Below are 22,238 nucleotides of genomic sequence, written 5' to 3'. Positions count from 1 at the left end.
ATCGGGGCGCAGCGTTCCGCCATCCCCGCTTGACCCTTACCAATCAGCGGCGGCGCAGGGCCAGCCAGGTCGCCAGAATGGGGCCGATCACGGTCCACGCGACCACCCACCAGCCGGCGCTGGCGGCGGCGATCCACAGTCCCCACCAGACCAGCGCCATGCCCCAGCGGGCACCGGCTTTGCGGACACGCAGCGCGTCCAAGAGGAAACCGAGCACATAGACGCCCAGCCCGACGAGCGAGAGCCCGCTGACCGGCTCGACCGAGGAAGCCTGGAGCACGCCGTACTGGATCGGGCTGGCGACGAGGAACAGGAGCAGAGCGCCTCCCAAGACGCGCAGAACCGCCTGCACCATGGGCAGATCCGCGCGCGATGCGGTGAAGTCGGACGCGGCGGATGCCCGGCTTGCGAGGCGGGACGAGACCATGACCCACAGGCCCCAGGCCACTCCCATCCCGCCGATCTGGTTCGCGAGCGGCGCGGGCGCGGCCAGCTGGAGCCAGCTCGCCAGGGTCAGCACGACGATCCCGGCGCCCCAGGCCAGCTTCCCGCTCGCGATCCGCGGCGCGAACACGCCGAGGATCAGCGCCAGCCCGAACAGGATCGCCGCATTCGCAGCCACGGATTCAACTATCATCTGCCCCACCCCCACCGGTTCCGGCCGTCAGTTCGCCGACCGTGCGCGTGGTCGCTTCCAGAGCGACGAATCGTGCGCAGTCGGGCCGCTTCTCTCTGTAGAATGCTGCCAGTTTTGCAAGGTCGGCGCGATAATCGCCGCTCGGCCATAACGGCTCGCCAATGCCGCCGCGCATTCTTTCGTGATCGACCCAGGCGGGGATGATCGGGACCTTTGCCGCCATCGCGATATGGTAGAAGCCGCTCTTCCATTCACCCGATCCGCTGCGCGACCCTTCGGGCGCGATCACCAGCGCCAGTTCCTCGGCCCGGTCGAAGGCATCGGCGATCTGCTGGACGTAATTCGCGTCGCGCTTGCGCCGGTCGATCGAAATCCCGCCCATATCGCGCATGAAGCCGCCCATCGGCCATTTGAACAGCGTATGCTTGCCGATGAAGCCGGGTGGTATCCCGATCCTGTGCGCCGCGCCGAGCACGAAGACGAAATCCCAGTTCGAGGTATGCGGCGCCCCGAGGATGACGCATTTGCGCACATCCGGCATCGCCCCTTCGAACCGCCAGCCCTTCCAGCGATAAAGACCAAGAAGAATGCGCCAGACAAGCCGGGAAAGGAGCGAGGGTTTGCGGGTCACAAAGGCGGCCCGGCGTTGCGGTCCATCCGCGCCTACATCCTGAACACGCCGAAGGCCGGGCGGTCGGCGATCGGGGCTTCGAGGCTGGCGGCGAGCGCTAGGCCGAGGACGTCGCGAGTCTGGGCGGGGTCGATCACGCCATCATCCCACAGGCGGGCGGTGGCGTAATAGGGATTGCCCTCATCCTCGTATTTCTGGCGGATCGGCGCCTTGAACGCCTCCGCCTCCTCGTCAGACCAGCTATCGGCATCGCGGTGGACGGTGGCCAGCACGCTCGCCGCCTGTTCGCCGCCCATCACCGAGATGCGGGCATTGGGCCAGGTGAAGAGGAAACGCGGGGAATAGGCGCGGCCGCACATGCCGTAATTGCCCGCGCCGAACGATCCGCCGATCACGACGGTCAGTTTCGGCACGGTGGCGGTGGCGACCGCGGTGACGAGCTTGGCACCGTGCTTGGCGATGCCTTCCGCCTCGTATTTGCCGCCGACCATGAAGCCGCTGATATTCTGAAGGAACAGCAGGGGGATGCGCCGCTGGCAGGCCAGCTCGATAAAATGCGCGCCCTTCTGCGCGCTCTCGCTGAACAGCACGCCGTTATTGGCGAGGATCGCGACCGGCATCCCCCATATATGCGCGAAGCCGCAGACCAGCGTGGAGCCGTATTGCGCCTTGAATTCGTGGAATTCGCTGCCGTCCACCAGCCGCGCGATGACTTCGTGCACATCGTAGGGTGCGCGCACGTCTTCGGGGATCAGGGCATAGAGATCCTCGGCATCGAATTTGGGCGGGCGCGGCTCCTTCAGCGTCACATCCTTTGCCGCAGCGGTATTCGCGCCGAGATGGGACACGATATCGCGCACGATGGTGAGCGCGTGCTCGTCGTTTTCGGCAAGGTGATCGACCACGCCGCTCTTTTTCGCGTGGAGGTCCCCGCCGCCCAGATCCTCGGCGCTGATTTCCTCGCCGGTCGCGGCTTTCACCAGAGGCGGCCCGGCGAGGAAGATGGTGCCCTGTTCGCGCACGATCACGGTCTCGTCGCTCATCGCGGGCACATAGGCCCCGCCCGCCGTGCACGATCCCATGACGCAGGCGATCTGCGGAATGCCGAGCGCCGACATATTCGCCTGGTTGAAGAAGATGCGCCCGAAATGGTCGCGGTCGGGAAAGACCTCGGCCTGATAGGGCAGGTTCGCGCCGCCGCTGTCGACGAGATAGATGCAGGGCAGGCGGTTCTGTTCGGCAATCTCCTGCGCGCGGAGATGCTTCTTGACCGTCATCGGGTAATAGCTGCCGCCTTTGACCGTCGGATCGTTGCAGACGATCATCACCTGCCGACCGGAAACGCGCCCGATCCCGCAAATCATCGAGGCGCCGGACACATCGCCCTCATACATCCCGTTCGCGGCCAACTGCCCGATTTCGAGGAAGGGCGAGCCGGGATCGAGCAGCCGTTCCACCCGCTCGCGCGGAAGCAGCTTGCCGCGCGAGACATGCCGCTCGCGATGCCGCTCGGACCCGCCCAGCGCCGCCTCGGCGACCTTCGCGCGCAGATCTTCGGCGAGCGCGCGATTGTGATCGAACCGCGCCGTGGCATCGGGCGCCTCGCGGTCGAGCTTGGTGTTGAGAGTGGGTGCGGTCATCCCGCCGCTCCGATCAGTTCGCGCCCGATCAGCATCCGCCTGATCTCGTTCGTGCCCGCGCCGATGTCGAGCAACTTGGCATCGCGCATATAGCGTTCGACCGGCCAGTCGAGCGTATAGCCCGCGCCGCCCAGCGCTTGGACGCTTTCGGCGGCCACGCGGAAGGCATTCTCGCTCGCCAGCAGGATCGCGCCTGCCGCATCGAAGCGCGTGGTCTTTTCGGCGTCGCAATTCTTGGCGACGGCATATGTGTAGGCGCGCGCCGACTGGAGGGCGACGTACATGTCCGCGACCTTGGCCTGCATCAGCTGGAACGATCCGAGCGGCTTTCCGAACTGGGTGCGTTCGCGCAGATACGGGATCACCGTGTCGAGACACGCCTGCATCACGCCCAATTGCAATCCGGCGAGCACGACGCGCTCGTAATCCAGCCCGCTCATCAACACGCCGACGCCGCCGTTTTCCGGGCCCATCACGTTTGCGTCGGGAACGAAGCAATCATCGAACACGAGTTCGCTCGTCGGCGAGCCGCGCATTCCGACCTTTTCGATCTTCTGCCCGATCGAGAAGCCTTCGAAGTGCTTTTCGATCAGGAAGGTGGTGATGCCCCGGCTGCCCGCATCGGGATTGGTCTTGCCATAGACGACCAAAGTATCGGCATAGGGTGCGTTGGTGATCCAGAACTTGGTGCCGTTGAGCACGTAGCCCCCGTCGACCTTCTCGGCCTTCATCTTCATCGAGACGACGTCCGACCCCGCGCTCGCCTCGCTCATCGCGAGCGATCCGACATTTTCGCCGCTGATCAGCTTGGGCAGGTATTTCGCCTTCTGCTCTTCATTGCCCCAGCGCGCGATCTGGTTGATGCAGAGATTGGAATGCGCGCCATAGCTCAATCCGACGGACGCGCTCGCCCGGCTGACTTCCTCCACCGCAATGACATGTTCGAGATAGCCGAGGCCTAATCCGCCATCTTCCTCTTTCACCGTGATTCCGTGCAGGCCCAGTTCGCCCATCGCGGTCCACAGCTCCTCGCGCGGAAACCAGTCCTCGCGGTCGACCTTTTCGGCCAGCGGCGCGATCTGTTCGTCGGCGAAGCGCGCGACGGTGTCGCGGATCATCTCGCCGCTTTCGCCGAGCTGGAAATCGAAATCGGGGGTGGCGCGCATGGTCTCTCCTGACGCAAGGTCTCTCTGGCGGCGGGTGCACCGCCCTTGTTTGGTCGGAGCCGATAGCCGAGCCGCGCATGGCGGGCAAACCCCTTGCGAAGTCACGCCCTTAGTCTAAGTCGTGCACCCACGATGAAGCTCAGCCGCTATCCCCTCTGGCCCGCGCACCGGGCCGCCGATCCCTCGCTCACCGACGAGGGGCTGCGCAGCCGCGTGATCGCCGCCTATGGCGCGGATGCGGTGCAGGACGATCGCGAACTGACCCAGATCGTGGAATTCGCCGCGCGCCTGTGCGACGTGCCCGTGGCTCTGGTCACGCTGGTCGAGGAACACCGCCAGCGTTTCGTGGCGCGCAAGGGTCTCGCGAAGGAGGAGACGCCTCGCTCCACCAGCCTGTGCTCCCATGCGATGTCCGGCCGGGGCCCGATGGTCGTCCCCGATGCCAGCGCGGACGAGCGATTCGCCGAGATGGAACTGGTGGCGGGCGAAAACGGCATTCGTTTCTACGCAGGCCATCCCCTCGTCTCCAGCGAAGGGGTGCCCCTGGGCGCGCTGTGCGTCATCGATCGCGAGGCCCGGCCGGAAGGGCTGAACGCATTGCAGCGCGAAGGGCTGGAGGTTCTGAGCCGCGCGGTCATGCGCAGGCTCACTTCGGAACGCGATGCGGCCTATGCCGAAAACAAGATCGAGGTCAGCGAGCTGCGAACGCGCCAGCTTGCGGAAAACTTGCCCGTCTATGCCTGGGCCGCGAACACGGAAGGCGTGGTCGAATACGCCAATCCCGCGCTCTACGACTTCGTCGGTGCCGATGACCTTTCCGAGTTCGATTTCGACAGACTGGTGCATCCCGACGATGCCGAAGAGCTGAGCGCGGCGCGCAAGGCCTCGCGCGACGACAAGCAACGCTGGGAAGCCAAGGCGCGGCTGAAGCGCAAGGACGGGGTCTATCGCTGGATGATCCTGCGCGCCTGGCCCTTCGTGATGGGTGACGAGGAGCCGGAGACATGGTTCGGCGCAGCCGTCGATATCGACGATCTGCAGACCGTTTCGGATTCGCGCGACCTGCTCGCGCGGGAGCTGTCGCACCGGATCAAGAACATCTTCGCCGTCATCAACGGGCTGATCTCGCTCCAGGGGCGCAAGCATCCCGGCGCCGAGGAACTGGTCAAGGAATTGTCCGGCACGATCCGCACGTTGGGCAAGGCACACGATTTCGTCCGCCCCTTCGCCGGGCGGACCGAAAGCTCGCTGAACGGGCTCATCACCGAATTGCTGACGCCCTATGGCAGGATCGGCGGAGATCGCATCGCGATCAGCGGATGCGGCTGCCCGATCGGCGAGAAGGCGGCGACCCCGCTTGCCCTGATCTTCCACGAGCTGGCGACGAATTCCGCCAAATACGGGGCGCTGTCGCATTCCAACGGCCAGCTCAGGGTGGAAATCATCGATCGCGGCGCCGATGTCGCGGTCACCTGGCGTGAAACCGGCCTCAATCCGCAGGACAGTGCCGAAGACGCGGAGGCTCGCGGGGACGAAGCGGGGGAAGGCTTCGGCTCGCGGCTGCTGCGCACGGCTGTCGAAGGCCAGCTGACGGGCAAGTTCACGCGCCGCATTACCGAGGATTCGCTCGAGGTGGAACTGCTGCTGCCATGCGAGAAGCTGGAAGCATGAGCGCGGGGCGCGGTTTCCTGGCGGTCGCGGTGCTGGCCCTCACGGTCGCCTGTTCGCCGGACACGCCCGAGAACGAGGCCGCCGCCAATGATGCGCTGCAATCTGCGGAGAGCGCAGCGTTGGGCGAGCAGGCGGGCGACCAGAGCGGCGGACAGCAAGGCGCCGATCCGGCACTCAATGGCGAAGATATTCCCACCGATTTCGCGCGCACCGCATGGCGCATCGAGGATTCGGACGGCGCTCGCTACACCACCTATCTCGACGATGGCGGCCGCTATCGCGATTTCCGCAATGGCGATCCCTGGCACTCGGGTAGCTGGGAGGTGGACGATGAAGGACGGCTCTGCCTCACCCCCGAAGCCGACGAGACCTCTGACGAAACCGCTCCGGTCACCTGCTGGACCCCGCGCGGCATGGACGGGGATAGCGGCATGATCGTCCAGGCGAGCAGCGGCAAGCGGGTGCGCCTGCAACAGGTGGAATATCGGGCAGCGGAAGACCCTGCTGCGGAGGCGTCCGCGCCGGCATGAGCGAGGGCGAAGCCGCCCTCCGTTTCGACCATGTCGGCCGCCATTACGGCGATCTGCGCGCAGTCGATGATGTCTCGCTTGCGATCCCAAACGGCCAGTTCGTCGCGCTTGTCGGGGCATCGGGTTCGGGCAAATCGACTCTGCTCAAGACCGTCAATCGCCTGACCGTGCCTGATACCGGCCGCGTCCTGATCCATGGCGAGGATGCGGCGGACCTGCCGGTCGCGGCCCTGCGCCGCCGGATCGGATACGTCTTCCAGGGGATCGGCCTGTTCCCGCATATGAGCGTCGCCGAAAACATCGCCATCGGCCCGCGCCTTTCGGGCGAGCGGCTGGGCGAGGCGCGGATCAGCGAATTGCTGGCACTCGTCGAACTCGATACCGCGATGGCCCGAAGGATGCCCGACGCCCTGTCAGGTGGGCAGCGGCAGCGCGTCGGCGTGGCACGTGCGCTGGCGGGCGAGCCGAACCTGCTCTTGATGGACGAACCCTTCGGCGCGCTCGATCCGATCACGCGCGATGCGCTGGGCGAGCGCGTCAGGGCGCTCCACCACAATCTCGGCCTGACCACGGTGATGGTCACGCACGACATGGCCGAGGCGCTGCTGCTGGCCGAGCGCGTGCTGGTCATGGATCGCGGCAGGATCGTCGCGGATGAGACGCCGCTGGCCTTGCTGGAAGGCGCGGGCGGTTCGATCGCCCAGGGGCTCGTCGCGGTCCCGCGCGAGCAGGCGCGGCGTCTTGCGGCCCTTCCCGGCGCTGGTCCGGCATGAGCGGGTTCTGGCCGACCCTGTTCGGATTGGGCGACAAGCTCGCCGCCCATGTCGTCCTGTCGGCGAGCGCGATCGCTCTCGGCATCGCGGTCGCGCTGCCGCTGGCGGTCTGGGCCAGCCGCTCGCGCACTGTCGCGCGCACCGCATTGGGCTTTGCAAGCCTCGTTCAGACCATTCCCGCCCTAGCTCTGCTGGCGCTGTTCTTCCCGATCCTGCTGAGCCTGCGCGCGGTGTTCGGCGAGAATCTTCCGACGCTCGGCTTCCTGCCCGCTCTGCTCGCGCTCGCGCTCTACGCCTTGCTGCCGATCCTGCGCAACGCGGTGACCGCGCAGGCCAATCTCGACCCCGAAATCATGGAAGCGGCGGACGGGGTGGGGATGAGCGCGTGGCAGAAATTGCGCCTCGTCGAAGCGCCGCTGGCCGCGCCCTTCGTGATGGCGGGCATCCGCACCGCAGCGGTGTGGACCATCGGCGCGGCCACGCTTTCGACCACGATCGGCCAGCCGAGCCTCGGCGATCCGATCTTCGCCGGATTGCAGACGCAGAACTGGGTGCTGGTGCTGGCGGGCTGTTTCGCGAGCGCCGCCTTGGCGCTCGCCGCGGACCTGCTGCTCGGCCTGATCGAACGCGGCTTCGCCCTGCGCAGGCGGGCGCTCTGGCTCGGTGGGATGGTCACCGTCTCGCTCGGCGTGGGCGCGGCCCTGTTCGCGCAATTCGCCCCCGTCTGGCGCGGCGAGGCGCGCGACACGATCGTGATCGCAGCCAAGAGCTTTTCCGAACAATACATCCTCGCCCGGTTGATCGGCCAGAGGCTGGAAGATGCGGGCTATCGCGTGGAATATCGCGACGGTCTGGGGTCCGCCGTCGTTCACCGCGCGGTGACGAGCGGGGCGATCGACATCAGTGTCGATTACACCGGCACGCTCTGGGCGAACGAATTGGGGCGCGACGACAATCCGGGGCGCGAGGCGATGTATCGCGAACTCGTCGACTGGAAGGCGCGAACGAGCGACGCCCGCATTTTCGGGCGGCTCGGTTTCGAGAACGCCTATGCCTTCGCCATGCGGAGCGACCGGGCGCGCGAACTCGGTGTGGCGTCGCTGACCGATCTCGCGCGCGTGGCCCCGCGCCTGACCGTGGGGGGCGATCCCGAATTCTTCGAGCGCCCCGAATGGATCGCGGTGCGCGACGCCTATGGGCTGCGGTTTGCCGAGATGCGCAATTTCTCGCCCACCTTCATGTACGACGCGCTGCAATCGGGCGAAGCGGACGTCATCAGCGCCTACACCTCCGACGGGCGCATCGCCGCCGATCGCCTGACCGTGCTCGCAGATCCTCAGGAAGCCCTGCCGAGCTATGACGCGCTGATTGTGCTGAGCCCCAAGGCCAGCCGGGACGACAGGCTGCGCGCCGCGCTCGAACCTCTGCTGGGTGCGATCGACGTCGCGCGGATGCAGGCGGCGAATTACGCGGTCGACCGGACCGAGGACAAGCGCACCCCGGATCGGGCCGCCGAGGAGCTGGCGGACGCGATCGGGTTGTGACGGTCAGTTTGCGCGGGTCCAGTTCTGGGTCTGGCAGAACGGACCGATACAGCCCTGGACTTCGAGCTTCGACGCGGATGTGCGGCGAATGACCGAACGGTAATCCTTGCCCGATTTCGGATCGTAGATCCGTCCGCGCCACAAATCGCCATCCTCGCTGAACGAAGTCAGCACCGGCGTGCCCAGAAGCTTGCGGCTGCGCTTCGCCTTGTCGGGATTGTTGATGTCGCGCTGATCGACGCCCTGGGGCGGAGCGACCAGGAACTTGCTGATCTTGCCGCACAGGCTGGCACCGCACGGCGCGATGGTGATGACGGCATCGCGATCCTCGGTGATCCAGCGTCCGGTGATCGGATCGGCGGCCGAAGCGGGCACGGCGAGTGCCATGGCGACCCCGGCAAGGGTGAAAGCGGCGCGTTTCATCGAAATCTCCTTCGAAGGGATCAACAGTCGGGAAGCCAGATCGTTTCTATGGGGGCCCAGAACCGGCCCCGAAGCCAGCAGCGGCTGGCCAGCCCCCACCCCCGAGCGCCATCACCTTGAACAGATCGCCCATTTCGTCGGCGTGAACGAGGCGGTGGAGATCGCGCGCGATGGCTTCGCCGCCCAAAGCTGCCGCCCGCGCCTCGATCCCCAGCGCGCGCAGCCAGGCGCCCTGCGTGGTCGCGGACAGCCATTCGGCCCCGCCCGTCCGGGCGATTTCCGCCAGCGCGGCGAAATCGACCAGCGCGGTGAGATCGGCGCTGCCGGGAAAGGCGAGCGGATCGACCTTGCGATGGCCCTTCACCGCCTGAAGCGTCGATCCGAAGCGCGGCGCGAGATACCCGTAATCGATGAACAATGCCGCCCCGCCCTGATGGCCAAGCCGCCTTACGACCTCGCCCATCACCGCCGCCGCGCCGGGATTGGTCTCGATGATCGTGCCCGGTTCGGCCATCCGGCGATCTTGCGGCACGGCGTCAACCATCGGGTTGGGACCGGCGGCGAAGACGAAACCATCGTCCTCGTCCAGCGCGATCATCCTCTCGCGCCAGCCGGTTTCGGTGCGGACCAGCTGGCGCACCGGAAGCGCGTCGAGAAATTCGTTGGCGACGAGTAGTATGGGCGCATCTTCGGGCACGCTCGCCAGATCGTCGTGGAATTGGGCTTCGGGCAGTGCCGCGCGCTGCTTTGCGCGCAGGACGGGCGAGCCTTCGACCAGATGGATGCGCGGCGTGAGGCCCTGGCGGTGCATCACTCGCAGCGCGTCGCTCGCCAGCGTACCCCGCCCCGGCCCCAATTCGACATAGAGGATATCCTGCGGCCGTCCGGCACGCATCCACAGATCGGCGCACCACAATCCGACCATTTCACCGAACATCTGACTGATATCGGGCGCGGTGACGAAATCGCCCCCGCCCTCGGTTTCGCCATCAGGACCGGGCGCACCCAACGGATCGCGGCTCGCATAATAGCGGGCGTTGCTCTCCCCCATGAAGCGCGCCACCGGCATCGGGCCGTGGCTGCGGATCAGGCGCCGGAAGCGGGCGCCCAGATCGTCCGTCTCTCCGCTCACGCCGCCCGTGGTTCACTCGGCGTGGCGGGGGCGGGCTGGCGCGTCAGGCTGTAGGCGATCACGGCGAGGCCGATGGCGATCATCGGGAGCGTCAGCCATTGTCCGCGGCTCAACCCGGTTTCCGCGACGACATAGGCGAGATGGGCGTCAGGCTCGCGGAAGAATTCGTTGACGAAGCGCGCCAGCGAAATCCCTACGGTGAACACGCCGACCAGCAGGCCCGGACGATAGCGGGCGCGGGTATACCAGAACAGCGGCAGCAGGATCGCGATCATCAGCGCGCCTTCCAGCGCCGCCTGATAGAGCTGGCTGGGATGCCGCGCGAGGCCGAGCGGATCGGACGGGAACACCATCGCCCAGCTGACATCGGTCGGGCGTCCGTACAATTCCCCGTTCACGAAATTGGCGAGGCGGCCGAACATCATCCCGAACGGCACGTTGACCGCGATATAGTCGCACACGCGCAGCCAGTTCAGCCCGCCGCGCCAGGCGACCCAGGCGATCGCGATCAGCACGCCGATCACCCCGCCATGGAAGCTCATCCCCCCGGTCCACAATTTGAACAGAGCGAGGCTGCCGAACAGTTCGGGCTGATAGAAGGCGGCATAGCCCAGCCGTCCGCCCAGAATGATGCCGAGCGTGCAGTAGAAGAACAGGTCGTCGACATGGCGCTGCGCCATCGGGGCGCCGGGGCTCTTGACCATCTTGGAGAGGTGCCAATAGCCCAGCAGGATGCCGGCGAGATAGGCGAGGCTGTACCACCGCAGCGTGAAAAAGCCGAGATCGATCCCCGGCGTCAGGCCTAGCTCGGCCCACTGGATCGGGTTCGCGCCCGCATTCGCGAGTAGTGACAGCACTGGGTTATCCCTTATAGATGGACCGAAAGCCGCCACCGGGCGACCTCGTCGGAGGGCGGCTTTTGGCACAGCCCGGCGATGCGCGAAAGACTGCACGCCGCTCTGTTACGCCTTCGGAGACTTTTGGAGAGGATAGCCGCAACCCATGCAAACCGATCTCGACCGCGACATTACCCGGATCACCGATGCGGTGACCGCCGATGGGCAGATGTTCGCCCTCAAGACCGTGACCCGCCGCGGCGTGGACATGCCGGCCTTCGTCAACGCGCCGCCGAGCCTGGCGCATTATTTCGCCCATTTCTGCAATCAGAACAAGGATGCGCTGTTTCTGGTCGATGGCGAGCAGCGCCTGACCTTCGGCGAGGTCTATGGGATGGCCGCCAAGGTGGCGGACGGGCTGGCGACCGGTCACGGCCTGAAAAAGGGCGACCGCGTCGGGATCGCGGCGCGCAATTCGGCCCAATGGGCGATCGCCTATATGGGCACGTTGATGGCGGGCGGCTGCGCCACGCTTTTGAATGGCTGGTGGACGGGCGAGGAACTCGCCTACGGGATCGAGCTGTGCGAATGTTCGCTGGTGCTCGCCGATGCGCCGCGCGCCGCCCGGCTGGACGGGATCGACCACAAGGCGAAGATCGTTGTCTTCGACCACAGCGAGGAAGGCCTCGCCCCGATCATGGGCGATGGCGACACCGCCCAGCGAATGCTCGGCGAATTGGGCCCCGACGATCTGGCCACGATCCTTTACACTTCCGGGTCGACGGGCAATCCCAAGGGCGCCTATTCCGACCATCTCGGCGTCGTGTCGGGCACGATGAACTATATCTGCCAGACCGCGATGGTGCTGCAATTGCTGACCGAGCGCGGCGATGCGCCGACCGTGCAGCCGAGCGCGCTGGTCGCGGTGCCGCTGTTCCACGTCACGGGCGAGATCCCGGTCTTCCTCCAGTCCATCGCCATCGGGCGCAAGCTGGTACTGATGCCCAAATGGGACGCGCGCGAGGCGCTGCGCCTTCTCGACGAGGAGAAGGTGACCTATTTCGTCGGCGTTCCGCTGATGAGCTACGAAATGGCGACCCATCCCGATCGCGAGCAGTTCGACCTGTCGCAATGCAAGAGCTTCGCGGCCGGTGGCGCCCCGCGCCCGCTGGAACACGTCACGAAGATCAGGGAAGCGTTCCCTGACGGTTTCCCGCTGCTGGGATACGGCCTCACCGAAACGAACGCGGTCGGCGCGGGAAATTTGAACGAGAACTATCTCGCCAAGCCCGGATCGACCGGCATGGCCTCGCGCCCGCTGGTCGACATGGCGATCCTCGACGATGCGGGCAATGCGCTGGCGCAGGGCGAGGTGGGCGAGGTTTCGATCCGCTCCACTGCCAATTTCCTCGGTTACTGGAAGGACGAGGAAGCGACCAGGGCGGCCTATACCGACGATGCCTATTTCCGCACCGGCGATCTCGGCTATCTCGACCCCGAAGGCTATCTCTACATCGTCGATCGCAAGAAGGACATCATCATCCGCGGGGGCGAGAACATCGCCTGTATCGAGGTGGAGGATGCGATCTACGCCCACCCGGCAGTGGCGGAATGTTCGGTCTTCGGCCTGCCCGACGAGCGGATGGGCGAAATTCCGGCGGCGGTCTATCTGACCCAGCCGGGCGAAAGCCTGTCGCCGCAGGACCTCCAGGCCTATCTCGCCGAGCATATCGCGCATTTCAAGATTCCCGCGCGGCTCTGGCAGGCAGAGGAGCAATTGCCACGCCTCGGCACGCAGAAGGTCGACAAGCGCGCGGTGAAGGCGCTTTATGCGAAGGATAGCGCCCCGGCGTGAACCGCTCTCCCGTTCCGAACCAGCGCGCGATCATCGACCGGCGGCTCCTCGCCGGACGGATCGCCGAGCTTGTGGCGGAGCATGGCGACAAGGCGCGCCCGCATATCGTCCAGGCCCTAAAAGAGGCACTGGATGCGGGCCGTGCCGAGCTGACCCGGCGGCTGTGCGAGCGGCCGTCCGCCGGCCATGCCTGCACGCGCGGCCATGCCTTCCTGATCGATCAGCTGGTGCGCGTGCTCTACGATCACGTCACCGCCGATCTCTACCCTGCCCCCAATCGCAGCAGCGCGGAGCGGCTCGCGATCATGGCGGTCGGCGGTTACGGGCGCGCGGAAATGGCGCCCCATTCGGACGTCGACATCGCCTTCCTCACCGCGCAGCGCCACACCCCATGGTGCGAGCAGGTGATCGAGGCGATGCTCTATCTGATGTGGGATCTCGGCCTGAAAGTCGGGCATTCCAGCCGCACGATCGAGGATTCGATGCGCCTGGCGCGCGAGGATCTGACGATCCGCACCAGCCTCCTCGAAGCCCGCTACGTCTGGGGCGACGAGGCCTTGTACGACGAGGCCTCGCGCCGGTTCTGGAGCGAGGTGGCGCGCGGGACCGAGCGGCAGTTCGTGGTCGAGAAGCTGGCCGAGAGAAACGCGCGGCACAAACGGATGGGCGACAGCCGCTATGTCGTCGAGCCCAATATCAAGGACGGCAAGGGCGGATTGCGCGATCTTCAGACGCTCTACTGGATCGGGAAATACACCCATCAGGTCAGAAGCGCGAAGGAGCTGGTCGATATCGGCCTGTTGACCAAGGCCGAATACAGGGGCTTCCGCCGGGCCGAACGGTTCCTGCTGGCGGTGCGCTGCCACCTCCACCAGATCACGGGGCGCGCCGAGGACCGGCTGACCTTCGATTTCCAGCGCCAGATCGCGGAACGGATGAATTTCGCCGATCGCCCCGGCAAGAGCGCGGTCGAACGGTTCATGCAGTTCTATTTCCTGCAGGCCAAGCGGGTCGGCAGCCTGACGGGCGTGTTCCTCGCCCAGCTGGACGAGGAATTCGCCCAGAAAAGCGCCAAGCGCGGCTTCTTCGCCGGATTTCGCAGCCGTCCGCGCGAATTGAAGGGCTATGTCGTCCATGGCGGCAGGATCGCGGCGCCGTCGGACGACTGGTTCCGCAAGGACCCGGTGCGCCTGATCGAGGTGTTCCAGCTGGCCGAGGCGGAGGAGCTGGAGGTCCATCCCCGCACCATGCGCCAGGCCGCGCGCGACGCGAAGACGATCGATCACGCGGTCCGCCATAATGCCCGCGCCAACGCTTTGTTCCTCGACCTGCTCTGCGGTCGCAACGATCCGGCGAGCGTGTTGCGGTGGATGAACGAGGCGGGCGTGATGGGCCGCTTCGTGCCCGATTTCGGCCGCGTCAACGCGCAGATGCAGTTCAACATGTATCACCATTACACGGTGGACGAACACACCATCCGCGCGATCGGCCTGTTGTCGCGGATCGAGAAGGGCGAACTCGCTGACGATCACCCGCGCGCCACGCGGCTGATCCACAAGGTCGCCAGCCGCCGGGTCGCCTATGTCGCGGCGCTGCTCCACGATATCGCAAAGGGCAGGAAAGGCGACCATTCGATCCTGGGCGCTGAGGTCGCGCGCGATCTGTGCCCCCGCTTCGGCCTGTCGGACAGCGAGACCGAGCTGGTCGCATGGCTGGTGCTCCATCACCTGCTGATGAGCCACACCGCGCAGAAGCGCGACCTGACCGATCCCAAGACGGTGGAGGATTTCGTCAACACCGTGCAGGGCATCGAGCGGCTGCGCCATCTCGCCATCCTGACCGCGGTCGATATCCGTGCGGTGGGGCCGGGGACGTGGAACAGCTGGAAGGGCCAGCTGCTGGGCGAATTGTTCGACCTGTCGCAGGAACGCCTCAGGCTCGGCCATGCCCGCCACGGGCGGCAAGAACGGGTCGAGGCGAAGCGGGCGGAGGTGTCGAAACGGCTCGGGCCGCGCAGCGATCTCGTGGCGAGCGTCGGCGGGCGGCTGGACGATGCCTACTGGATCGCCGAGCCTGCGGACATCGCCGCGATCAACCTCGTCCATTACCAAGCCGCGCGCGAGGCCGATCACGCGCTCTCGATCCATTGCGAATTCTACGAGCAGCGCGGCGCCACGCTGGTGACGGTGATCGCCGCCGACCATCCCGGCCTGTTCTATCGCATCGCGGGTGGCATCCATCTAGCGGGCGGAAACATCATCGACGCGCGCATCCACACTTCGCGCGATGGCTGGGCAGTCGACAATTTCCTCGTGCAGGACCCGCATGGGCGCCCCTTCATGGAGGAGGGACAGCTCGACAGGTTGAAGAAATCGATCGCCGACGCGCTCGCCAACCGGATCGATCTCGAACCGCGCCTCGCGCAGCGGCCTTTGCCGCACAGCCGCTCCAAGGCGTTCGATGTCGATCCGCGCATCGTGTTCGACAACAAGGCGTCGAACCGCTTCACCGTGATCGAAGTCAATGCCCGCGACCGCTCGGCCCTGCTGAACCGCCTCAGCCGGTCCCTGTTCGAGGAAGGGCTGGTGGTCCATTCGGCCCATGTCACCGCCTATGGGGAGCGGGCGGTGGACACGTTCTACGTGACCGATGTTACCGGCTCCAAGATCACCGGCGAAGCCCGCCTCGCGCGTATCGAAGGCTCGCTCCTCGTCGCCGCGAGTGATGCATTACAGGCACAATTGGAAGACGCGTGACGGTTGTCCGTCGATAGATTGTTGCAAGTTTGCCGTGCATAGCTATGCAATCGTGTCATAACCATAAAATCAGGAGAGAGTGCATGAAATCCCAGTTCGCGTCGCTGCGCGTGCTTGCCCTGCTTGGGGCCGGTGCGGCTCTGGCTCCCCAAGCCGCCTTCGCCCAGTCCCAGGCTTCCGAAAGCCAGCTCGAAAACGCCGATGTCGAGGATAATGCAGTCATTATCGTGACAGCGCAGGGCCGCGCGCAGGTTTTGGCTGACGTGCCGGTCGCCGTCTCCGCCGTCTCGGGCGAAACCTTGCAGAATTCGGGCACCAGCGACATTCGCGAACTCAACCAGGTCGCCCCTTCGCTCCTCGTCTCCTCGACGGGCAACGAAGCGAACGGATCGGCGCGTATCCGCGGCATCGGTACGGTGGGTGACAATCCCGGCCTCGAAAGCTCGGTCGCGGTGTTCGTCGACGGGGTCTATCGCTCGCGTTCGGGCAGCGCGCTGTCCGAACTCGGCCCGCTCGACCGGGTCGAAATCCTGCGCGGGCCCCAAGGCACGCTCGGCGGTCGCAACGCCTCTGCCGGCCTTATCAGCATCTACACCGCCCCGCCCGAATTCGAGTTCTCGGGCTACGGCGCATTCACCTACGGCAATTACGACGCCATCAAGGTCGAAGGCGGCGTGAACGCACCGTTTAGCGACACGATCGCGGCGCGCGTCGATGGCGTTTATTTCAAGCGTGACGGCTTCTACAACGACGTCGTCAACAATGTGAAGATCAACAACCGCGACAGGTATCTGGTGCGCGGCCAATTGCTGTTCGAACCGACCGAGGATCTGACCTTCCGTCTCGTCGGCGATTATTCGAAGAAGGACGAGGCGTGCTGCGCCGCGACCTTCGTGCAGCCCGATTTCGCCCCGCTCGCACGCGTATCGCCGGGACTCGATCCGTTCAGGCGCCCGGTCGGCGGCTCGCCCGCGCTGACGAGCACCGGCAATCCGATCATCCCGATCCTGCTCGGCCTCGGTCAGAACCGCAATGCGCTGACCCAGTCGACCTTCGACCGCGACATCTACATCACCCCCGGCCGCAGCTATGAAGGCGAGACCGAGGATTACGGTATCTCGGGCGAGCTCAACTGGGATTTCGGCAATGTCTCGCTGACCTCGATCACCGGCTATCGCGAATATTCGAACTTCCAGGGTTCGGACACCGATTATACCCAGGTCGACCTGCTCTATCGCGCGCCCAACGAATTCGGCGGCGCGCGTGCCTTCGAAACCTTTACCCAAGAACTGCGCCTGACCGGCACCGCGTTCAACGACCGGCTCGACTGGCTGGTCGGCGGTTATTACGCCAACGAAGATCTGACGGTTAAGGACAACCTGCGGTTCGGCAGCCAGTACGGCACCTTCGCCAATTGCCGCATCGCGCTGGCGATCAATCCCGCGCTCGCCAATCCGGGTGCCACCAACTGCTTCGGCGCCAATATCGCGGCGCTGACGGGAGCAAACGGCGGCGCTGGCGCCTTCGGCCCCGCGACCCCGCTGATCGTGGGTGCGATCAACAATCTGGCCCAGGTGCGCGATCGCGGTTCGACCGGTGACCAGTACAACCAGAACAGCGAGAACTTCGCCCTGTTCACGCACAACATCCTGCACATCACCGACAATATCGATCTGACGCTGGGCCTTCGTTACACCAACGAGAAAAAGACGCTGGATGCGACCTTCGGCAATGACAACGTGTTCTGTCCGGCCAACCGGACCCTGCTGCGTCCGCTCTTCACGCCTACTGTCGATACAAATGGCGATGGCGTACCCGATCTCGCCCCGCTCGGCGGTCTGGCCGGTGGTCTTCTGGCCTTGTCCTGCCAGGGCAATTCGACCTCCGAGCTGAATGGCGTGTCGATCGCCGACGAGCGCAAGGAAGACGAATTCACCGGCACCGCGATCCTGAGCTGGAAGCCGACCGACGATCTGATGACCTACGCGTCCTATTCGCGCGGGTACAAGGCAGGCGGTTTCAACCTCGATCGCTCGGCGCTGTCGAACCCGGTGCTGTTCAACGCCGCCGCGATCAATCCGTCGGTGCTGCAATTCGCCGAAGAGACGGTGAACGCCTATGAAGTGGGTGCGAAATACTCGACCCGCGAATTCGGGCTCAGCATCGCGGCGTTCCGCCAGGAATTCACCAATTTCCAGCTGAACACCTTCAACGGCTCGGTCTTCCTGGTGCAGAACATCAACTCCTGCGACGACAATCTGGGCGGTGCCGATCAGGATGCGAGCGCGGCGACCGGCGCCTGCAACCCCGACGCAGTGGCGCCGGGCGTGATCGCGCAGGGCGTCGAAGTGGAAGCGACGGTCAATCCGGCCACCGATCTGGGCTTCACCTTCGGCTTCACCTATTCGGACACCAGCTACGAGGACAATCTGATCGGGAACGACAGCGGCGTGCCGCTCGACCCGGCGCTGCGTCTGCTGCCGGGCGACAATCTGTCGAACGCGCCGCAGATCGTGGCGACCTCCTCGGTCACCTGGACCCCGCCGCTCGGCAATAGCGGGATGGAAGGCCTCGTCTTCTTCAACGTCCGCATGACCAGCGATTACAACACCGGTTCGGACCTGCTCTACGGCAAGGAACAGGACGGGTTCGCGATCGTGAACGGCCGTATCGGCGTCACCAACATCGCGGATCGCTTCGCGGTGGAAGGCTGGGTGCAGAACCTGTTCGACGTGGATTACACGCAGGTCGCGTTCAACACGGGGTTCGTGGCGCCGCAGCAGACCTATTCGGCCTTCCTCGCCGAACCGCGGACCTACGGCATCACGGTGCGCGGCAAGTTCTGATCGGTTTTCCGCTTGGAGAGGAGAGGGGCGTCCCGCGAGGGGCGCCCTTTTCCGTTTGGGAAGGACTCCGTCCGGTCAGTCGCAAATCAGACGCAAATCAGTTTCGGGGGCCGAACAACGCCGTGCCCACGCGCACATGCGTCGCGCCGAGCATGATCGCGGTCTCGTAATCCCCGCTCATCCCCATGCTCAGATCGGCCAGTCCGTGATCCATGGCGAGCTTGCCCAATAATGCGAAGAACGGCGCCGGTTCGATATCGGCGGGCGGCAGGCTCATCAGCCCGCGCAGCGGAATATCGGCCTCGCGCGCAAGTTTTAGGAGCGCGGGCAGTTCGGCGACCGGGCACCCGCCCTTCTGCTTCTCATCCCCCACATCGACCTGGACGAAGCACGGCACGCGTCGCCCGGTCTTGTCGAAAGCCTTGCCCAGCGCCTTGACCAGGCTCGGCCGGTCGAGCGCGTGGATGCAGTCGAACAGCTCTGCCGCGTCCTCTGCCTTGTTCGATTGCAGCTGGCCGATCAGATGCAGTTCCGAGTCAGGAAAGCTCTCGCGCAGCTCCGGCCATTTGGCCTGCGCTTCCTGCACGCGGTTCTCGCCGAACACGCGTTGGCCCTGTTCGAGCAGCGGCAGGATATCCTCGGCTGAACGCGTCTTGCTGACCGCGATCAGCGTCACGTCCTCGGGCTCGCGGCGGGCGATCTTGCACGTGCGGGCAATCGTCTCGCGAACGAGGGCGAGCGGCGTGGAAACGGGGGCGCGTTCGGTCATGGCGCGCGCTATAGCGGCTTGGTGACCATTCGCCAGCCTTCCGCCCCGCTGCCGCTCCTCTGGCTGCTCTCCGATGCGCGCAACGATGCGGGAATCGAAGAGGCGCTCGATCGCCTGCCGCGGCAATCGGGCTTCGTGTTCCGGCATTATCACCTCGACCCGCTGGCGCGCGCCGCGCGGTTCGCCGAGCTGGTAGAGCGGGCGCGCGAAAACGCGCATCGCGTCATTCTGTCGGGCACCGCCGATCAGGCCATCGAATGGGGGGCGGACGGAATCTACGGCGCGCCCTCCCGCCTCGGCCCGAACTCTGCCAGTCTGCTGCGTCTCGCCACGGCGCATGACGCAGGCGAACTGCGCGAAGCCGAGCGCGCCGGGGCCGATGGCGTGTTCGTGTCCCCCGTCTTCCCCACCCGCTCGCACGAAGGCGGCGCGACGCTGGGCATGGACGGCTTCCATACGCTCGCGCAGAGGACATCCCTGCCCGTCATCGCTCTGGGCGGAATGACGGCGGAGCGCGCCGCGGCGCTCGGCTGGCCGCGCTGGGCCGCGATCGACGGGCTGAGCCGTTCGCCGAACAGCGCTTGACCTCACCCTGACCCCGGACTCATAGTAAGCACGAGCCGCAGGTGGGGTCGCCCTGATACCATGCCGGGCGGGAAGGATTTCGGATGGCAAGCCAGGCATTGACGGTAACCGACTGGAAGGCCGCCTTCCGGCGTTCGCTGCGGCGCGCCGGACAGATCGCAGGCGCTGCCGTGCTGACCCTCGGCACGCTGTTCCTCGCGCTGTCGCTGGCAAGCTATGCGCAGACCGATCCCAGCCAGTCCACCGCCGCCGCCGACACCGATATCGCCAACTGGATGGGGGCGAGCGGCGCCTGGGCGGCGGAACGTGCCCTCTACTGGTTCGGTCTCACCGCAATCCTGCTGCTGCCGCTGCTCTATATTTCCGCACGCCGGTTATGGCGCGGGATCGAGACCGACAGTTCGGCGGATGAGGGCCGCTGGTGGCGGCCCTTCGCCATGCTGCTGGCCGCCATGGTCCTGCTCGCCACGGTGCTGGCCCTGATATTCGAAGGCAGCGCCAATGGGCTTCCCGCCGGGTTCGGGGGCCTTGCGGGCCTGTTGGGCGCGGGCGGGATCGAGGCGGTGGCGGGCCGTTTCCCCCCAGGCGCATCGGGCTGGATCATCGCGATTGCCGGGATCGTCGCGCTGTTCGGCGGTGCGGCGCTGGTCACCCGCGTCTTCGCGATCGACTGGGCGCAATTCCTCACTCTCCCCGAATTCATGCACCGCGCCCCGCGCCTCGCGGACAAGCTCGCCGATAGCGACATCCTGCCCCTTCCCCGCCGCAAGGAACGCCGCGCCCGCGCCGAAGAGGCCGCCGAGCCGCTTTCGGAAGAGCCCGCCTCGCCGCGCCGCGCGCCCGAAATCTCCGACCCGACCTCCGCCCCGCGCCGCGCGGAACCGGCCGCCAAGCCCCGCCAGCGCGACATGTTCGCGCAATACGACCTGCCCAGCCTCGACCTCCTTGCCGATCCCGGCGAACAGAAGGTGGCGAAGCTCGACAAGATGGCGCTCGAAAGGAACGCCCGCCTGCTCGAAAACGTGCTCGACGATTTCAACGTCAAGGGCGAGATCGTGGCGGTGCGCGCCGGGCCGGTGGTGACCATGTACGAATTGGAACCCGCGCCGGGCATCAAGGCCAGCCGCGTTGTCGGTCTAGCCGAGGATATCGCCCGCAACATGTCCGCGATCAGCGCGCGCGTCTCGCCCATTCCGGGCAAGACCGTGATCGGCATCGAACTGCCCAATGCCGACCGCCAGACGGTCGCTTTCAAGGAACTGGTCGAATCGGAGGATTTCGCGGAGGCCAAGGGCAGCCTCCCGATGATCCTCGGCAAGGATATCGCGGGCGAGCCGATCATCGCCGACCTTGCCGCCATGCCCCATTTGCTCGTCGCGGGGACTACCGGATCGGGCAAGTCGGTGGGGCTGAACTGCATCCTGCTGTCGCTGCTCTACCGCTTCACGCCGACCGAGTGCCGCCTGATCCTGATCGATCCCAAGGTGCTCGAACTCAAGAGCTATGACGACATCCCGCATCTCCTGTCGCCAGTGGTTACCGAACCGCACAAATCGGTGCGCGCGCTCAAATGGGCGGTGGGCGAGATGGAGAAGCGCTATCGCATGATGTCGAGCGTGAATTCGCGCAACATCCATTCGTTCAACGAGAAGATCAAAGCCTCGATCGCCAAGGGGGCGCCGCTGGGTCGCCGGGTCCAGACCGGCTTCGACCCCGAGACGGGCGAGGAGATCTACGAGGAAGAACAGCTCGATTACGAGGTCCTGCCCCAGATCGTGCTGATCGTCGACGAGCTGGCCGACCTGATGGTCACCGTCGGCAAGGAGATCGAGGTGCTGATCCAGCGCCTGTCGCAGAAGAGCCGCGCGGCGGGCATCCACCTGATCATGGCGACGCAGCGCCCCTCGGTCGACGTCATCACCGGCGTCATCAAGGCGAACCTGCCGACGCGCATCAGCTTCAAGGTGACCAGCCGGATCGATTCGCGCACCATCCTGGGCGAGCAGGGATCGGAGCAGCTGCTCGGCAAGGGCGACATGCTCTACAAGCCCAACACCGGCGCGATGGTGCGCGTCCACGGCCCGTTCGTGTCGGACGAGGAGGTCGAGGCTGTGGCCGATCACTGGCGCGGCCAGGGCAGCCCGGACTATGTCGACGCGGTCACCGAAGAGCCGGAAGAAGGCGGCGGTTTCGGCTTCGACGACGAACTCACCGCGAGCGACGATCCCGAAGAGCGCAAATACCGTCAGGCCTGCCAGATCGTGTTCGAGAACCAGAAGGCGAGCGGATCGTGGCTCCAGCGCCAGATGGGCGTGGGGTACAACACGGCAGCGAAATGGATCGAGCGGATGGAGGGCGAAGGCCTCGTCAGCGGCGCCGATCATGTCGGCCGACGCGAGATCTTCCGCGATCGCGACGGGAATCCGATCTGACACCGGTTACCG

At 65.8% G+C, this 22,238-nt stretch carries 17 protein-coding genes; 9 read left to right on the top strand and 8 right to left on the bottom strand.

The annotated features are described in order from the left end of the window. Nucleotides 1-43: 43 nt before the first annotated feature. The 4 genes from GRI47_RS13250 to GRI47_RS13235 are packed head-to-tail and all read right to left on the bottom strand — an operon-like array spanning nucleotide 44 to nucleotide 4,074. The gene (locus GRI47_RS13250; protein WP_160661816.1) at nucleotides 44-637 is read right to left on the bottom strand and encodes a DUF1295 domain-containing protein; all 594 of its coding nucleotides are present in this window, start codon (nucleotides 635-637) and stop codon (nucleotides 44-46) included. Beyond that, nucleotides 627-1,268, bottom strand: coding sequence for a lysophospholipid acyltransferase family protein (locus GRI47_RS13245; RefSeq protein WP_337190698.1), 642 nt, complete (start codon nucleotides 1,266-1,268; stop codon nucleotides 627-629). Before GRI47_RS13245 ends, GRI47_RS13250 begins: the two co-directional genes overlap by 11 nt. A gap of 32 nt (nucleotides 1,269-1,300) precedes the next feature. Then, on the bottom strand, nucleotides 1,301-2,908 hold the full coding sequence (locus GRI47_RS13240; RefSeq protein WP_160661815.1) for a carboxyl transferase domain-containing protein: 1,608 nt from the start codon (nucleotides 2,906-2,908) through the stop codon (nucleotides 1,301-1,303). After that, nucleotides 2,905-4,074: an acyl-CoA dehydrogenase family protein gene (locus GRI47_RS13235; RefSeq protein WP_160661814.1), complete on the bottom strand. Its 1,170-nt coding sequence runs from the start codon at nucleotides 4,072-4,074 to the stop codon at nucleotides 2,905-2,907. Before GRI47_RS13235 ends, GRI47_RS13240 begins: the two co-directional genes overlap by 4 nt. A gap of 132 nt (nucleotides 4,075-4,206) precedes the next feature. Between GRI47_RS13235 and GRI47_RS13230 the strand changes: the two genes are divergently transcribed. From GRI47_RS13230 to GRI47_RS13215, 4 genes are read left to right on the top strand one after another with little or no spacing between them, the layout of a single operon-like run. Next, nucleotides 4,207-5,745 carry a sensor histidine kinase gene (locus GRI47_RS13230; RefSeq protein ID WP_160661813.1) on the top strand — a complete coding sequence of 513 codons (1,539 nt, stop codon included), beginning with the start codon at nucleotides 4,207-4,209 and terminating at the stop codon, nucleotides 5,743-5,745. Beyond that, nucleotides 5,742-6,275 (top strand): DUF995 domain-containing protein, encoded by a 534-nt coding sequence (locus GRI47_RS13225; RefSeq protein ID WP_160661812.1) that lies wholly within the window; start codon nucleotides 5,742-5,744, stop codon nucleotides 6,273-6,275. The genes GRI47_RS13230 and GRI47_RS13225 overlap by 4 nt, the downstream gene beginning before the upstream one ends. Next, nucleotides 6,272-7,048 (top strand): ATP-binding cassette domain-containing protein, encoded by a 777-nt coding sequence (locus GRI47_RS13220; RefSeq protein ID WP_160661811.1) that lies wholly within the window; start codon nucleotides 6,272-6,274, stop codon nucleotides 7,046-7,048. The genes GRI47_RS13225 and GRI47_RS13220 overlap by 4 nt, the downstream gene beginning before the upstream one ends. Further along, nucleotides 7,045-8,592, top strand: a complete 1,548-nt coding sequence (locus tag GRI47_RS13215) for an ABC transporter permease/substrate-binding protein (protein WP_160661810.1) — start codon at nucleotides 7,045-7,047, stop codon at nucleotides 8,590-8,592. The genes GRI47_RS13220 and GRI47_RS13215 overlap by 4 nt, the downstream gene beginning before the upstream one ends. A gap of 3 nt (nucleotides 8,593-8,595) precedes the next feature. Here the strand turns inward: GRI47_RS13215 and GRI47_RS13210 are convergent, their stop codons facing one another. The 3 genes from GRI47_RS13210 to lgt are packed head-to-tail and all read right to left on the bottom strand — an operon-like array spanning nucleotide 8,596 to nucleotide 11,004. Then, nucleotides 8,596-9,015, bottom strand: coding sequence for a DUF2147 domain-containing protein (locus GRI47_RS13210; protein ID WP_160661809.1), 420 nt, complete (start codon nucleotides 9,013-9,015; stop codon nucleotides 8,596-8,598). Nucleotides 9,016-9,061: 46 nt separating this feature from the next. Further along, nucleotides 9,062-10,147, bottom strand: a complete 1,086-nt coding sequence (locus GRI47_RS13205) for a class I SAM-dependent methyltransferase (RefSeq protein WP_419957001.1) — start codon at nucleotides 10,145-10,147, stop codon at nucleotides 9,062-9,064. Next, nucleotides 10,144-11,004, bottom strand: a complete 861-nt coding sequence (gene lgt, locus GRI47_RS13200; protein WP_160661808.1) for a prolipoprotein diacylglyceryl transferase — start codon at nucleotides 11,002-11,004, stop codon at nucleotides 10,144-10,146. The genes GRI47_RS13205 and lgt overlap by 4 nt, the downstream gene beginning before the upstream one ends. 145 nt (nucleotides 11,005-11,149) lie before the next feature. On the opposite strand from lgt, the gene GRI47_RS13195 reads away from it, so the two are divergent. The 3 genes from GRI47_RS13195 (at nucleotide 11,150) to GRI47_RS13185 (ending at nucleotide 18,440) form a co-directional block, all read left to right on the top strand. Further along, nucleotides 11,150-12,838: a class I adenylate-forming enzyme family protein gene (locus GRI47_RS13195; protein WP_160661807.1), complete on the top strand. Its 1,689-nt coding sequence runs from the start codon at nucleotides 11,150-11,152 to the stop codon at nucleotides 12,836-12,838. Beyond that, a complete protein-coding gene (locus GRI47_RS13190) occupies nucleotides 12,835-15,594 on the top strand; it encodes a [protein-PII] uridylyltransferase (protein ID WP_160661806.1) in 2,760 nt (919 codons plus the stop codon). The genes GRI47_RS13195 and GRI47_RS13190 overlap by 4 nt, the downstream gene beginning before the upstream one ends. Before the next feature lie 83 nt (nucleotides 15,595-15,677). Continuing rightward, nucleotides 15,678-18,440, top strand: coding sequence for a TonB-dependent receptor (locus GRI47_RS13185; protein ID WP_202387530.1), 2,763 nt, complete (start codon nucleotides 15,678-15,680; stop codon nucleotides 18,438-18,440). A 97-nt stretch (nucleotides 18,441-18,537) separates the two neighbouring features. On the opposite strand, the gene GRI47_RS13180 is transcribed toward GRI47_RS13185, so the two are convergent. Continuing rightward, a complete protein-coding gene (locus GRI47_RS13180) occupies nucleotides 18,538-19,209 on the bottom strand; it encodes a YggS family pyridoxal phosphate-dependent enzyme (protein WP_160661805.1) in 672 nt (223 codons plus the stop codon). A 21-nt stretch (nucleotides 19,210-19,230) separates the two neighbouring features. Here GRI47_RS13180 and GRI47_RS13175 point away from each other — a divergent pair, with 21 nt between their 5' ends. Both GRI47_RS13175 and GRI47_RS13170 read left to right on the top strand, forming a co-directional pair. Further along, nucleotides 19,231-19,794, top strand: a complete 564-nt coding sequence (locus GRI47_RS13175) for a thiamine phosphate synthase (RefSeq protein WP_160661804.1) — start codon at nucleotides 19,231-19,233, stop codon at nucleotides 19,792-19,794. 83 nt (nucleotides 19,795-19,877) lie between these two features. Next, entirely contained in the window at nucleotides 19,878-22,226 is a 2,349-nt protein-coding gene (locus tag GRI47_RS13170) for an FtsK/SpoIIIE family DNA translocase (protein ID WP_160661803.1), read from the top strand. Nucleotides 22,227-22,238 lie beyond the last annotated feature (12 nt).

Source organism: Qipengyuania pelagi, from assembly GCF_009827295.1.
Taxonomy (GTDB): Bacteria; Pseudomonadota; Alphaproteobacteria; order Sphingomonadales; family Sphingomonadaceae; genus Qipengyuania; species Qipengyuania pelagi.
Note: the sequence above shows the minus strand (reverse complement) of the source record. Positions and strands in the feature narration are given on the sequence as shown.

Bases quoted from the DNA above. Each gene is read 5' to 3' on its own strand.
- GRI47_RS13215 (WP_160661810.1), top strand. From the start codon at position 7,045: ATGAGCGGGTTCTGGCCGACCCTGTTCGGATTGGGCGACAAGCTCGCC.
- GRI47_RS13185 (WP_202387530.1), top strand. From the start codon at position 15,678: ATGAAATCCCAGTTCGCGTCGCTGCGCGTGCTTGCCCTGCTTGGGGCC.
- GRI47_RS13250 (WP_160661816.1), bottom strand. From the start codon at position 637: ATGATAGTTGAATCCGTGGCTGCGAATGCGGCGATCCTGTTCGGGCTG.
- GRI47_RS13225 (WP_160661812.1), top strand. From the start codon at position 5,742: ATGAGCGCGGGGCGCGGTTTCCTGGCGGTCGCGGTGCTGGCCCTCACG.
- GRI47_RS13220 (WP_160661811.1), top strand. From the start codon at position 6,272: ATGAGCGAGGGCGAAGCCGCCCTCCGTTTCGACCATGTCGGCCGCCAT.
- GRI47_RS13240 (WP_160661815.1), bottom strand. From the start codon at position 2,908: ATGACCGCACCCACTCTCAACACCAAGCTCGACCGCGAGGCGCCCGAT.
- GRI47_RS13180 (WP_160661805.1), bottom strand. From the start codon at position 19,209: ATGACCGAACGCGCCCCCGTTTCCACGCCGCTCGCCCTCGTTCGCGAG.
- GRI47_RS13210 (WP_160661809.1), bottom strand. From the start codon at position 9,015: ATGAAACGCGCCGCTTTCACCCTTGCCGGGGTCGCCATGGCACTCGCC.
- GRI47_RS13230 (WP_160661813.1), top strand. From the start codon at position 4,207: ATGAAGCTCAGCCGCTATCCCCTCTGGCCCGCGCACCGGGCCGCCGAT.
- GRI47_RS13235 (WP_160661814.1), bottom strand. From the start codon at position 4,074: ATGCGCGCCACCCCCGATTTCGATTTCCAGCTCGGCGAAAGCGGCGAG.
- GRI47_RS13170 (WP_160661803.1), top strand. From the start codon at position 19,878: ATGGCAAGCCAGGCATTGACGGTAACCGACTGGAAGGCCGCCTTCCGG.
- GRI47_RS13195 (WP_160661807.1), top strand. From the start codon at position 11,150: ATGCAAACCGATCTCGACCGCGACATTACCCGGATCACCGATGCGGTG.